Source organism: Nitrogeniibacter aestuarii (genome assembly GCF_017309585.1).
Taxonomy (GTDB): Bacteria; Pseudomonadota; Gammaproteobacteria; order Burkholderiales; family Rhodocyclaceae; genus Nitrogeniibacter; species Nitrogeniibacter aestuarii.
The window spans coordinates 3,124,068-3,137,695 of record NZ_CP071321.1 but is presented as its reverse complement, the minus strand read 5'-3'; the positions used below and the strand labels follow the sequence as shown (position 1 = coordinate 3,137,695).

The following is a 13,628-nucleotide window of genomic DNA, read 5'->3' as shown; positions in this document are numbered from 1 at the left end:
TATTCTCAGTCCTTGTTCTGAATCGAATTCGACAAGGTCTTGCGATCTATCTTGCCGTTGGGGTTGCGGGGCAGGGCACCCTCATGAGCCTGGATGGTGCCAGGCACCATGTACGCTGGCATTTTGGCGCGGCATGCAGCGAGCACGGCATCCACGTCGAGGGCGCCGCCCTGGGGGCCGGTCGCGATCACGTGAATGGCCTGACCGAGACTCTCGTGGGCGACGCCGAATGCGGCGCACTCGCCCACAAGCTGCGTGCTGTACAGAATCTCTTCGACTTCGGTGGGGCTGACCCGATAGCCCGATGTCTTGATCATCTCGTCACGGCGGCCAATGAAGTACAGGTAGCCTTCCTCGTCGCGTCGCACGGTGTCGCCCGAGAATACCGCGATCTCGGGGAGCACCAAACCCTGCTGGCGCCCGGGGGCTGTATTGGGCAGGGGCTTGAAGCGCTCGGCGGTCTTTTCCGGGTCGTTCCAGTAGCCCATGGCGACCAGGGCGCCACGCTGAACCAGTTCGCCCGGTTCGTTCGGCGCGCATTCGGAACCATCCTCGCGCAAGACGAGCACGTCAGCGTTGGGAATGGCCTTGCCGATGGAGTCAGGGCGCTGCTCTGCCTGTTCGGGCGGCAGGAAGGTGGCCCGGAACGCCTCGGTGAGCCCGTACATCAGGAAGGGCTTCGTCGTAGGCAGGTGCGAGCGGAGCCGGTTAAGGGTCTCGAGCGGCATGCGTCCGCCGGTGTTGGCGATATAGCGCAGGCGCTGGGCCACCGATTCGGGCCACTCGAGCTGGGCCAGCTGAATCCACAGCGGCGGTACGGCGGTCAGCCCGGTGACGCCTTCGCGCTCCATGGCCTTGATGACGTCGCGCGGCATCAGGTAGTTGAGCAACACCACGCGCGCGCCCGAATGAAAGGCCGTGGTCAGCTGCGAGAAGCCGGCATCGAAGGACAGCGGAAGTGCTGCCAGCAAGGTGTCTTCGCGATGATTGCCGAGGTATTGGGCGACGCTCTTCGCGCCGGCGACCATGTTGCGGTGGGACAGCACCACGCCCTTGGGGCGCCCGGTGCTGCCGGAGGTGTAGAGAATGCCCGCCATGTCGGCGTCGATGACCCGATGCGTGGGTGCCTGGGCGGCGAGCATAGCCTCGCGGGTGAGGACGGTGCAGCCTTCGACCGTGGGCGTTTCGTCGAGCGCGTCGATCAGCACCACGTGGCGCAAGTCGTGACATTCGTGCAGCACCGACTCAAGCAGGGTCAATCGGCTTTTTGACGTGACCAGGACCCGGACATTGCAGTCGCGCAGGATATAGGCAATCTGCTCGGGCTTGAGAATGGGGTTGATCGGCACGAACACGCCACCGGCGCAGGTGGCGCCGAAAATGGCCTCGACGGTTTCGATTCGCTTGTCCAGGAAAACGGCGACGCGCTCGGAACGATCAAGACCGAGCGCAGCCAGGCCCTGGCCGAATTGCCGGACACGATGACCGAGTTCGGCGTAGCTGAGCGTGACTTGTCCCGCGGTCAGGGCGCCCGCATCCGGCGTGGATTGCGCGGAAGCAAATATGAGTTCGTGGAGCAGGGTTGTTGCGTTCATATCGTCTCGGTGTGGATCACGGCCCATCTGGCCCGCAGAGTCTAACTGATTCGTTCTGCCGCAAATGCGACATAGTCCCTTGTCCTACACATTGCCCGCGGGGGGCTTGAGGCGCACGGTGGGCGCTGACGCTGCTCTCAGCGAGACATGCAGGTAAGGCGCTTGCGAGACGAGGGCCAACTGAGCAGGCCCCAGGACCACAAACGTGGCATGGCTCAGTGTTTGCGCACCCAGGCGCGAGTGCGCCGCGATGGAATCCGGATTGAAGGTCGAGATCCGCGAAATGCTCCATCGAACCCCTTCACTCGCCAGCGCATGGTTGGCGGCCTGCCACAGTCGGGAGAACATTCTGCCGAGACGGTATTTCGGCTCGATATAAACGTCGTAGTCCCAGACCGTCCGGGTGGTGTCGGTCAGTTCATAGCGGCACCGGACCTCGTCTTCGTCATAGGCGCCGTGCGCCAGCCAGAGGAATCCGGCAAATGCGCCTTTGCTGGTGGCCAGAAAGCAGGTGTCGCCTTGCCGGAACCGGCGCTCGATGACGTGGGCCGGGCGGGGGAAGGTCGGCACCAGTGGGTGGGTTGCATCAACGGACTTGATGACGGTGGCACCCTCAGGCAGGGGGGTGACGTCTGCCGGGATGGGCTGCGCAACAAAACGGTAGCGCACGATCTTGCAGCGTCCCCCTGTGGCGGATGCGAGCAGCCGCCCCGACAGGTAAGCGAGCCCGTTACCCAGTCCGAGTTGGCTGAGAGTCTTGCGCACACCACCGAGGCTCATGTCGTGCGGCCCTGTGCGGCTTGGTCAAGCAGGGCCGCGAGTTGCTGGGTTCGCCCCCGTCGGGAGGCTTGCTCGACCGCCTGGGACGTCGGTCGGGTACCGGATTCCGGATCGGTCAGGAATGATTGAAGCAGCCCGGCGATGCTGGCCGCGCTGTCCAGCGGGGCGATGGCCGTGACACCGGCGTTTCGGCAGCTTGCCGCCGTATCGCCGGCAGGATCTGTCAGGGCGATGATCGGTCGCCCGGCGCGGAAGTATTCGTAGAGCTTGGCCGGGATCTGGGCATTGCAGTTGGCAGCCTGGAGAATCAGCAAACCCTCGGCGCGCAGCATTTCGGCGAGTGCTTCGCGGTACGGAATCGGCGGACACAGCTCAATGGCTTCACGCACACCGGCATCACGGGCCAGTTCATCGAGTAACGTGTCATGGACGGGCGCGCGGAACCGGACTCGCAGGCGCGCGTATGCCTCCGGGTGAGTGTCGCGCAGCTGGGCCAAGGCGGCGATCAGGGCGCTCGGATCCCGCTCGCTTGGATAGACGATGCCGCTGTGGACGAGGGTGACAAGACCCGGATTGAGTGCTTCACCACCTTGCGCACCCGCAAAGGTCTCTTCGTCGTAGCCGTTTTCGATCAGTTTGAAGCGCTCGGCCGCCGACGGGAAGCGCTGCTGATACAGGGCCAGGGCCGAGGGCGTTGTGAGCGTGCCAAAGTTCATCTGACGGGCAACGCGTTGTTCTATCCGGGAGAAACTTTCCCAGGTTGCCGGGTCGGTCGGGTAGCCATCCTGCGCCATTGGGTCACGGAAATCGGCGACCCAGGGGAGGCCGCTTCTGGACTGGAGCGTCGCACCGATCATGTGAGCGGTCGCAATGGGGTAGGTCGACCATAGGGCGGACGGGCGATGCTTGCGGATTGCAGCGAGGCCAGAGGGGACCGCGCCCAGCCACCAGCTGAGCCAGCGATCCGGCCGTGCCAGGAATCCGGGATAGCGTCCGCCGATGGAAAGATGTCGCGAGGTGTCCCAGGCGGGGGCGCGAATGACGACGGCCTCGGGCGAAATGTCGTCGAGCTGGTCGTTGGTGGTGCTCGCATAGGCGCGCGGATGGGCCGAGAGTATGATCGGTCGCCACCCGAATTCAGGCAGGTAGCGCGCAAAACGCAGGGTGCGCTGAACGCCACTGCTGCCCTGAATGGGCGGAAAGTGGTAGGCGATCATCAGTACGGATTTTTTCAATGATTCTGTCATTGGCCCATGAACGGCGGAGTTCTGAGGTTGGCGTCAGGTCTGTACTCGGTCACACTTGCGTGCCTGACGGGCGCATATAATATCAACCGGTTTGGGCGCCCACGATAGAATAGGTCGCGAAATACAGGTAATTGCTCACGGGAGTTGCAGCTTTTGGATACGAAAAAGGAAGTGCTTGAGATCCTCGACGAGGTTCTGAGCCTGAAGGGACGCTCCGCCGAATTCGAGATGGATACGCCGCTGCTGGGCGCCGTGCCTGAGCTCGATTCCATGGCGGTCGTCGGTTTGATCAACATGATCGAAGAACGCTTCGGTGTCATTGTCGAGGACGATGAGGTGGACGGTTCCACCTTCGAGACTGTTGGCACCCTGGTCGAGTTCGTCGACTCGAAAGTCGCCTGAATCCGCCGTCGTGCCCGCTGTCGAGCGCGATGCGTTCTTTGTCGATACCCCCGGTGGGGCGCGATTCACCCTGGTGACGCGCCCCACCGGCGCGATTCGGGGTTCCATCGTCTTCATTCCTCCTTTTGCCGAAGAGCTCAACAAGTCGCGCCGCATGTGTGCGCTGGCGGCCGATGCGTTCGCTCGAGACGGTTGGCAGGTGGTGCAGCTTGATCTGTTTGGCACCGGAGACAGTCCGGGTGATTTCGGGGAAGCCACCTGGGCGCACTGGATTGAAGACCTTGATGCGACGATTCGCTGGGTCGAAACCCGGGGGCAACAGCCGGTCATTCTCTGGGCTCTACGCGCCGGTGCCCTGCTTGCGGGTGAGTGGAACGCCAGGGCCGCTATCGCGCGACCCTGTCTGATGTGGCAACCCGTAACCAATGGCAAACAGCATCTGACTCAGTTTCTGAGGCTCAAATCCGCGGCAGACATGCTGAGCGAAAGCGATGCGAAGTCGACGCCTCGCGAACTGGCAGAAGCGCTGGCGGCTGGCGAGGCGGTCGAAGTGGCGGGCTATACCCTGAATCCAGCTCTGGCCTCGGGGATGAACGCCGCCAAACTCGAAACGCTGGATTGCGCTCACGTCATCGAACTGGCCGGTGAAGATCGACTCAATTTGAGTCCGGCGGTCTCGAGACTGGTCGAAAAAACCGCCGCGGGCGATGCGTCTGTCAAGACGGCGGTGGTTGCCGGACCTGCCTTCTGGCAGACACTCGAAATCGAAGTTGCACCGAACCTGATGCTGGCCTCGCTCGACGCACTGGCCGGCCTGAAGCAAGCATGACCGATATTGCATCGACGTTTTCCTGCGAGGGGGAAACCCTGATCGCCATCACTTCAGTGCCAGGGCCGGGCGAAGTGCCGCTCAAGCTTGGTGTGCTGGTGGTGGTGGGGGGGCCTCAATACCGGGTGGGTGCTCATCGGCAGTTCGCCCTGCTGGCCAGGGCGCTGGCTACTGAAGGCATCCCGTGCATGCGTTTCGATTTTCGCGGCATGGGGGACGCCACCGGCGCGCCGTCAAGTTTCGATGCCTCCGATTTCGACATTGCGGCCGCCGTTGACCATTTCATGGCGCAAGTACCGGGACTGGATGGTGTTGTGCTCTGGGGGCTGTGCGATGGCGCAACAGCGGCCAGCCTCTACGGGACGCGCGACGACCGGATCAAGGGGCTTGTCCTGCTCAATCCTTGGGTGCGCTCCGAGGCGGGACATGCGAAGACCATGCTGAAGCACTACTATCTGCAACGGCTGGTGTCGCCCGCTTTCTGGCGAAAACTGTTCTCCGCACGAGTCAATCCGTTCGCGTCATTGATGGAGTTGCTGGGGACGGCGCGCAAATCCCGGCGTGCGGAAGGCCCGGTGGATAGCCCCGATACGCAAAAGCCCTGGCTGGAGCGCATGCGCGAAGCGCTCTCTGCGCCGGATATGCCGATCCTGATCGTGTTGAGCGGCAGGGACTATGTCGCCAACGAATTCGATGAACTCCTCCAGTCTGATCGTGGATGGCGCAGTTGCTTCGAGCGCCCGAACTGCACGTTTGAGCGATTGACCGAGTGTGATCACACGTTCTCAAATGCCATTGCGCGTGATCAAGTGGCTGCATTGACAGCCCGGTGGGTGACGGATCGATTGCAGGCGTGAAGCCTCCGAAGTGTCGGGATGTTTTACATTTAGAGACGCATTGTTTCATTTGGTTTAACCTGCTCCGTATAAAAACAACGTCTTATTTGACTGGTATGTTTCATGCTTATCGGGTTGGGTAAGCCTTATGGAGCAGCCAGCATGACTCGAACCCCTTTTATCAAGACTGCAATCGCAGCCAACGTCGCGTTTGCCTGTATCGCCATGCCCGGCCTCGCTAGCGCCAGCGCGATTTATGACCGGATTGCCGCAGCGAACGAAAACACGTGGATTCAGTTGAATCTCAACTCGTATTCGGACGCCTGGGTTGATGCGGATGACCGGCCGCTTCGCGGGCTGACCAACGCGCCACCGTCCAAGCTCATCAGTGCCTGGAGTTCGTTCAGCTGGGATTCGAACAGGAGCGATCTGCTGCTGTATGGCGGTGGGCACGCGAACTACACCGGAAATGAAGTCTATCGATTCAGTGGAACGACCCTGACCTGGGAAAACGTGTCCTTGCCCAGCGAGGTCGTGAAGGTCGGTAACAGCAACTATCTGCCCGTCGATGGCGCGCAGTACGCGCCGCAGTCGGCCCACACCTACGATAACTCGTTGTTTCTGAAGAACGCTGACCGGATGATGACCTTCGGCGGTGCGGCCGCTGACGGTGGGGGCGGTTACAGGCTGCTGCAGTCAGACGGAACCGTGCGAGCGACCGGCCCCTATCTGTTTGATCCGAACAAGGCTGACGGCACCAAGGTCGGGGGCAGTGACGGCTCGAACGTACAGCGTGTCAGTGGTCCGGCGGAAGGCGGCTACATGTGGTCGAATCGCGACAGCGATTTTGCTCAGGGGCGCAGCTTCATCAATGGAACGACTGCTGTCGATTCGACGGGCCTGTATGACGTGGTTTATGTGACCGCACGCAGCGGCGGGGGAACCCGCTCGGACTTGTATCGTTACACCGTCGTGGACCCAGAGGACGCCTCGCTCGATAGCTGGGAACTCGTTGGCGTCGACTGGAATGGCGTTTCAACCAAGGGGACCGCCGGCTATGACCCGGAACGTCAGTTGTACGTTCGTACGGGGAATCTTTCCGTCCAGAATTTCATTTACTGGGATCTGAGTTCGACGGCAAGCAGCAACAAGAATCAGAGAGCCAGCTTCATTGCCCCTGAAGATTTCGAGATGAATCCCAACCTGGGGCTCGATTTCGATCCTGTGCGTAACCAGTTTCTGATCTGGGGGGGGAGCGATGTCTGGGCGCTGGAAATTCCTGATGACCTCAGCCAGCCGTGGGTAATTACCGAGTTGTTCGATGGCGCGACGGGTGGCCCGAACGCAACCTTCCTCAACGGTGTGCTCGGGAAATGGCATTACGCCGAGGATCTTGACGTCTTCATCGCGCTGGAGAATGCGGTGGACGGCAATGTGTGGGCGTACAAGCCAACCGGTTGGCAGGCGGTGACCGCGGTGCCTGAGCCCAGCACGTACGCCATGCTGTTGGCCGGTCTGGCCATTGTGGGTGGAACCATTCGGCGCCGACTCTGACCTGCTGATGCCGCACTCAAGAGAAACGCCCCGGCTGTGCCGGGGCGTTTCTTTGTCAGAACGGAAAGACGTAAGGAGTCAGTGAAACCGCGACGATGCCGTAGATGAGGCTCACCGGCGTGCCAATACGAATGAAGTCCAGCGTCCGGTATCGTCCGGGCGAATACACCATGAGGTGCGTCTGATAGCCGCTTGGTATCAGGAAGGCCGCACTCGCGGCATACGCCACAATCATCACGAACGGTGTTGGATCAGCGCCAAAAGCCCGTGCGGTGTTGAGCGCGATCGGAAACGCCAGGGCCGCTGCCGCATTGTTGGTAACGCATTCGGTCAGGATCACCGTCATGATGTAGATGCCGATGAAAGCACCCCAGACGCCGAGATCATTGAATGCGAAACGAATCCCGTCGGTGAGCAGCGTGGCCGCACCAGAGGCGTCCAGGGCGCGGGCGACGGCAAGCGCGCCCCCGACGGTCAGGACCAGTTCGAAAGGGAAGCGTCGGCGGATTTCACCCGGGCTGAGCAGTCGGCCCGCCACAAATGCGCTGAGCAAGATCAGCAAGCCCGCCAGTAGCGGCAGTGCGCCAGTGGCTGCGAGCCCGATCACCGCAGCGAAACCCGACAGGGACAGAACGGTTTGAAGTGACGATAGTTTGGGGTGAAGCGGCGCACCCCCGACCACGTGGAAATTGCGTGTCAGATTGCGATGCTGGGTGAAATCCTTGCCGACCGCGAGCAGGAGGGCGTCACCGATACGCAGGGGGATACGGCCCAGTTGTCCGGTCAGGCGTTTCTCTCCACGGCGAATGCCGACAACTGCTGCGTCGAACATGGTTCGGAAATCGACATCCCGCAAGGTGCGATTCGCCAGTTCGGATTCATTGGAAATCACGACCTCGACCAGATTGGATCGCAACAAGGTGTCCGCCTGGTTGCCAAACACCTGCAGCCCGGCAAAGCGTTCAAGGACGTGCATCTTCGACATTTCACCGGTGAAGATCAGCGTGTCGCCGGATTCGAGGACCTCGGTTGGAGTGACGGGGGAAATGAGGCGGTTGTTGCGGACGATTTCGACCAGGAACAGCCCCTCGAGGTTGCGCAGTGCATTGTCTTCGATGCTTCTGCCAATCAGTGGAGAGTCCGCTGCGACGCGCGCCTCAAGGAAATAGCCGTTCCCGGACTTGCCGTTTCGTTTTGGCTCGCGATCCGGAAGCCAGTGAGACACAACGGCCAGGACGACGATGCACGACAAGGCCACGGGAATGCCCACCCAGGCCATCTGGAACATGGAAATGGGTTCGAGACCTGCGCGAACGGCAAACGAATTGACCACCAGATTCGTGGACGTGCCCACGAGCGTGGTGATGCCGCCCAGCAAGGCAGCATAGGACAGGGGTAGCAGCAGTCGTGACGGCGAGTGCGTGCTCTGGTTGGTGATGGTTCCAAGCAGGGCACTGACCACTGCCGTGTTGTTCAGAAACGCGGAGGCCGCAGCGGTGACGACCGACATGCGCAGGATGGCGCCTCGGGGGCGGCCCTTGATGAGATGCCTGAACGCCAGATCAAGAATTGGCGCCCGCTCCAGGGCGAGCGAGACAATCATCAGCAAGACGAGAACCGCCAGCCCGGGATTCGCGTAGCTTGACAGCAGGTCGTCCTGGCTGATGAATCCGAGCACATGATATGCGCCGGCCCAGGCGGAGAAGACCACCATCGCCGGAATGCGGCCGTGTATCAGCACGGCCAGCATGAGGCCCAGCGAGATCAGAACAACAATAGCCATGAGCGGGAGTCGTAGCGCAGTTGGTCGAGAGTCTTACTGTGCCTTGGCAACGAAATGCGGGTTGTCGAATCCGGGCTTGCCATAGCTCAGCACGTTGCCGTCGATCGTCGTCAGCGTTCCGCCTGCAGCGGAAAGTACGGCGTGTCCGGCCGCGATATCCCATTCCATCGTGCGGCCCAGACGAGGGTAAAGGTCGGCTTCGCCGGTGGCCACCAGGCAGATCTTGAGTGAGGAACCCGCGCTGCGTAGCTCCGCCACTTTGTAGGGTGCCAGGAACGCGTCGAGGGCGGTGGCATCGCCATGGGAGCGGCTGGCTACCACGGTGACTCCGGCTTCCGGTGGTGTGCGCACAGCGATGTCGCGCCGACCGGATTCGTCCTCGATCCACGCACCCACGCCGACCGCGCCGCAGAACAGCCGGTTGAGTGCAGGCGCCAGCACGACGCCGACCGTCGGTGCGCCATGTTCGATCAAAGCGATGTTGACGGTGAACTCGCCATTACGGTTGATGAACTCCTTGGTGCCATCGAGCGGATCGACGAGCCAGAAGCGCTCGCCCACGTCCGGAATGTTGCCGGCGGCTACGGCCTCCTCGGCAACAATGGGCACGCCCGGCAAAATGGCCTCCAGGGCGGGGAGGATGAGGGCTTCTGCCTTCTCGTCGGCTTCGGTCACGGGCGAAGCATCGTCTTTGCCACGGACGTCGAAGTCGGTTTTGTAAATGTCCAGAATCACGTTGCCAGCTTGGCGAATGACGGGGATGAGGGCGTCGAGCAGCGCGGCGCGATCAGTCATGAGGGGTCTCCGTGCAAATGAGCCGATAAATATTTAATGGATGCAATTCAAAATTGTTGGTTTAATATAACACCATGCCAATGTATTGGATGCGAAGAATTTGACGCCCAGGACTGTTTCCAGCCTTAACGCTGCACGTCGCCGCTCGGTCGAGTTGCGTCAGCAGGGGCGTACGCTCGAGAACGTAGCGCGGGCAACCGGGTTGTCCATTCCGACGATCATCGCTGCGTGCAAAGCCTATGAGCACGGTGGCTGGGCTGCCGTCGACGTTGCGCGGCGGGGTCGTCGTGCGGGGAGCGGGTCGAGCGTTCCGGCGGAGCAGGCGGCAAAAGTGCGCGATGCGATTCTGAAAACATCACCAGAAGTGGGTGCGATCGACTGCTGCCTGTGGAATTTCGCCGCGCTGAGCGTCTGGATCGAAGAAAAATTCGGGCTTTCACTGACGCCGCGAACACTGACCCGGCAGGCTGTGCGCTGGGGGCTTCAGATGGCCGATTTGGAGGCAGCCCAGAGCGAGCGTCAGGATGCATCCGGTCTCGGCTGGCGCTCTGCTGTCTTCGAGCCATTGGCATCGCATTCCCGCCGCGAAGGTTCGCGGCTCATGTGGGGCGCGGTCAGTTCGGTCGGTGAAGGATGTGAGCTGATCTACGCGCAGACCCGGCGTGGAAAGTTTTACTGGTTGATCGTGCCGAGCCCGGTGACCAGTGAGGCCATAAAAGATTTCATGTCGCGCTTGCATGCCACGGCGGGACGCAAGGTCCACCTGCTGTGGTGCGGGGCGGATCTGAGCCAAGTCGCTGATGTGCAAGGCTGGCTGAACGAACATCGGAACAATTTGGAACTGCATTTTGTGCCTCCTGCGGGCACTTCCACAAAACATGCGATTCGTGAGTTGAACGCTCGCGAATCAGTGAAGCATCAGAACCCAGAAAACGTCACGAGGACGCCCATGACGCTGACCCATCTGCAACGGCTCGAGGCCGAAAGCATTCATATCATGCGGGAGGTCGTCGCCGAAGCCGACAACCCGGTCATGCTCTATTCCATTGGCAAGGACAGTGCGGTCATGCTGCATCTGGCCATGAAGGCGTTCTACCCCGCCAAGCCGCCGTTTCCGCTGCTGCATGTAGACACGCAATGGAAGTTTCGCGAGATGTACAAGTTTCGCGACACGATCACCAAGGAACTGGGTGTGGATCTTCTGGTTCACATTAACCCCGAGGGCAAGGAGAAGGGCATCAACCCCTTTACCCATGGTTCGGCCATTCACACGGACATCATGAAGACCGAAGGCCTCAAGCAGGCGCTCGACAAGTTCGGCTTCGATGCGGCCTTCGGTGGTGCCCGCCGGGACGAGGAAAAGTCTCGTGCGAAGGAGCGTATTTTCTCCTTCCGCACGGCCCAGCATCGCTGGGATCCGAAAAGCCAGCGCCCCGAGCTGTGGAAGCTCTATAACGCGCGCAAGCACAAGGGCGAGTCCATGCGGGTGTTCCCGCTGTCGAACTGGACCGAGCTCGACATCTGGCAATACATCTACCTGGAAAACATCCCCATCGTGCCGCTGTACTACTCGGCGGAGCGCCCGGTGGTGGAGCGCGATGGCACCCTGATCATGGTGGACGACGAGCGCATGCCGCTGAAGCCGGGCGAAGTGCCCATGATGCGCAAGGTGCGCTTCCGCACCCTGGGCTGCTATCCGCTGACCGGTGCAGTCGAATCCGAGGCCGACACCTTGCCGGCCATCATCCAGGAAATGCTGCTCACTAAAACCTCCGAGCGCCAGGGACGCGTGATCGATCACGACTCTGCCGCATCCATGGAAAAGAAAAAGCAGGAGGGGTACTTCTGATGGCACACGTATCCGATCTCATCGCCAGCGATATCGAGCAGTACCTCAAGGCCCACGAGCACAAGAGCCTGCTGCGCTTCATTACCTGCGGCAGCGTGGATGACGGCAAGAGCACGCTCATCGGCCGGCTGCTGTACGAATCCAAGATGTTGTTCGAAGATCAGTTGGCTGCGGTCGAGTCCGACTCGAAGAAATTCGGTACTCAGGGCGAGCAACTGGATTTCGCCTTGCTGGTCGACGGTCTGGCGGCAGAGCGCGAGCAGGGCATCACCATTGACGTGGCCTACCGTTTCTTCTCCACGGACCGGCGCAAGTTCATCGTTGCCGACACGCCGGGGCATGAGCAATACACCCGCAACATGGTCACCGGCGCTTCAACTGCCGATGTGGCCGTGCTGATGGTTGATGCGCGCAAGGGCGTGCTGACCCAGACCCGGCGCCACAGTTATCTGGTGTCGCTGATCGGCATCCGTCACATCGTGGTGGCCATCAACAAGATGGACTTGGTCGACTATCAGGAGAGCGTGTTCCGCAAGATCGTCGAGGACTACCGCCAATTTGCTGCGCAGATCGGCCTTGAGTCGATGACCTTCATCCCCATGTCTGCCTTCAAGGGCGACAACATCACCGAGCCCAGTGATCGCATGCCGTGGTATCACGGTTCGACACTGATGGCTTACCTGGAAACGGTGGAGATCGACGAGCAGCGCCTGCAGTCTCTGCCGTTCCGACTCCCGGTTCAGTGGGTCAACCGCCCCAATCTCGACTTCCGTGGCTTTGCCGGTACAGTTGCTTCCGGTGCGGTGAAGGTCGGCGACAAGGTGCGAGTGCAGCCCTCGGGCAAGGAAAGCTCGGTGGCGCGGATCGTGACGCACGACGGCGATCTGCCCGAAGCCATTGCGGGGCAGTCCGTCACCCTGACCCTGGCGGACGAGATTGATATCTCCCGCGGCGACGTCATCTCGACGGTCGATGAGCCGTGTGGTTCTGCCGATCAGTTCGAAGTGACGCTGGTCTGGATGCACGACGAGCCCATGTTCCCCGGGCGCCCCTATCTGCTCAAGATTGGTGCCAAGACGGTGACGGCCACGGTGACCGAGATCAAGCACCAGGTTAACGTGAATACGCTCGATCACACGGCGGCGAAGAAGCTTGAGTTGAACGCCATCGGCGTCTGCAACCTGAGCCTGGATCGTCAGATCGCTTTCGATGCGTACAAGAACAACCCGGACACGGGGGGCTTCATCCTCATCGATCGCCTGAGCAACAACACGGTGGGGGCTGGGCTGATTCATTTCGCCCTGCGACGCGCCCACAACATCCATATGCAGCACGTGGATGTGGACAAGACGGCGCGTGGTTCGATCAAGGGGCAGAAGCCGTGCCTGCTGTGGCTGACGGGTCTTTCGGGGGCCGGCAAGTCGACGATCGCGAACATTGTCGAGAAGAAGCTTCATGCGATGGGCCGTCACACCTACCTGCTCGATGGGGACAACGTGCGCCACGGTCTGAACAAGGACCTCGGTTTCACCGACGCCGATCGGGTCGAGAACATTCGGCGGGTGGCCGAAGTGGCCAAGCTGATGGTGGATGCTGGCTTGATTGCGATCACGGCCTTCATTTCGCCGTTCAAGTCCGAGCGTCGCATGGCACGGGCCCTGGTTCAGGAGGGCGAATTCATCGAGATCCACGTCGACACGCCGCTGGCTGTGGCGGAAGAGCGCGACCCGAAGGGTTTGTACAAGAAAGCGCGTCGTGGTGAATTGAAGAACTTCACGGGGATCGATTCGCCGTACGAGCCGCCGGAAGAGCCGGAGATTCGTGTCAGCACGGCGAAGATGAGCCCCGAGGAAGCGGCAGACTACATCATTGAAGTCTTGAGTGAGCGCGGTCTGCTGGACGTTTGAACCGTCTGACCATGAAACAAAAAAGCGCCGCGATGCGGCGCTTTTTTTGCG

General features: G+C 61.1%; 11 protein-coding genes. 6 read left to right on the top strand and 5 right to left on the bottom strand.

Features of this window, described 5'->3' with window-relative positions; all coding sequences use genetic code 11:
• Window positions 1-5 precede the first annotated feature (5 nt).
• The 3 genes from J0W34_RS14640 to J0W34_RS14630 all read right to left on the bottom strand — a co-directional run bounded on the left by J0W34_RS14640 (window position 6) and on the right by J0W34_RS14630 (window position 3,610).
• Window positions 6-1,595 (bottom strand): acyl-CoA ligase (AMP-forming), exosortase A system-associated, encoded by a 1,590-nt coding sequence (locus J0W34_RS14640; RefSeq protein ID WP_230969274.1) that lies wholly within the window; start codon window positions 1,593-1,595, stop codon window positions 6-8.
• A gap of 84 nt (window positions 1,596-1,679) precedes the next feature.
• On the bottom strand, window positions 1,680-2,375 hold the full coding sequence (locus tag J0W34_RS14635) for a GNAT family N-acetyltransferase (RefSeq protein ID WP_227817213.1): 696 nt from the start codon (window positions 2,373-2,375) through the stop codon (window positions 1,680-1,682).
• Window positions 2,372-3,610 carry a glycosyltransferase gene (locus J0W34_RS14630; RefSeq protein WP_227817212.1) on the bottom strand — a complete coding sequence of 413 codons (1,239 nt, stop codon included), beginning with the start codon at window positions 3,608-3,610 and terminating at the stop codon, window positions 2,372-2,374. Before J0W34_RS14630 ends, J0W34_RS14635 begins: the two co-directional genes overlap by 4 nt.
• 165 nt (window positions 3,611-3,775) lie before the next feature.
• Here J0W34_RS14630 and J0W34_RS14625 point away from each other — a divergent pair, with 165 nt between their 5' ends.
• From J0W34_RS14625 to J0W34_RS14610, 4 genes are all read left to right on the top strand, one after another.
• Window positions 3,776-4,024, top strand: a complete 249-nt coding sequence (locus J0W34_RS14625) for an acyl carrier protein (protein WP_227817211.1) — start codon at window positions 3,776-3,778, stop codon at window positions 4,022-4,024.
• 10 nt (window positions 4,025-4,034) lie between these two features.
• Entirely contained in the window at window positions 4,035-4,853 is an 819-nt protein-coding gene (locus tag J0W34_RS14620; RefSeq protein ID WP_230969273.1) for a hydrolase 2, exosortase A system-associated, read from the top strand.
• Window positions 4,850-5,710, top strand: a complete 861-nt coding sequence (locus tag J0W34_RS14615; RefSeq protein WP_230969272.1) for a hydrolase 1, exosortase A system-associated — start codon at window positions 4,850-4,852, stop codon at window positions 5,708-5,710. Before J0W34_RS14620 ends, J0W34_RS14615 begins: the two co-directional genes overlap by 4 nt.
• A gap of 102 nt (window positions 5,711-5,812) precedes the next feature.
• The gene (locus tag J0W34_RS14610; protein WP_230969271.1) at window positions 5,813-7,243 is read left to right on the top strand and encodes a PEP-CTERM sorting domain-containing protein; all 1,431 of its coding nucleotides are present in this window, start codon (window positions 5,813-5,815) and stop codon (window positions 7,241-7,243) included.
• Between the two features lie 55 nt (window positions 7,244-7,298).
• Here J0W34_RS14610 and J0W34_RS14605 read toward each other — a convergent pair whose 3' ends face one another.
• Complete coding sequence (locus J0W34_RS14605; RefSeq protein ID WP_230969270.1) at window positions 7,299-9,026, bottom strand: SLC13 family permease; 1,728 nt, start codon at window positions 9,024-9,026, stop codon at window positions 7,299-7,301.
• A 33-nt stretch (window positions 9,027-9,059) separates the two neighbouring features.
• Window positions 9,060-9,821 (bottom strand): 3'(2'),5'-bisphosphate nucleotidase CysQ, encoded by a 762-nt coding sequence (gene cysQ / locus J0W34_RS14600; RefSeq protein ID WP_230969269.1) that lies wholly within the window; start codon window positions 9,819-9,821, stop codon window positions 9,060-9,062.
• A gap of 949 nt (window positions 9,822-10,770) precedes the next feature.
• On the opposite strand from cysQ, the gene cysD reads away from it, so the two are divergent.
• Window positions 10,771-11,670, top strand: coding sequence for a sulfate adenylyltransferase subunit CysD (gene cysD / locus J0W34_RS14595; RefSeq protein ID WP_227817205.1), 900 nt, complete (start codon window positions 10,771-10,773; stop codon window positions 11,668-11,670).
• Window positions 11,670-13,577: a sulfate adenylyltransferase subunit CysN gene (cysN, locus tag J0W34_RS14590; protein WP_230969268.1), complete on the top strand. Its 1,908-nt coding sequence runs from the start codon at window positions 11,670-11,672 to the stop codon at window positions 13,575-13,577. Before cysD ends, cysN begins: the two co-directional genes overlap by 1 nt.
• The last annotated feature ends 51 nt before the right edge of the window (window positions 13,578-13,628 follow it).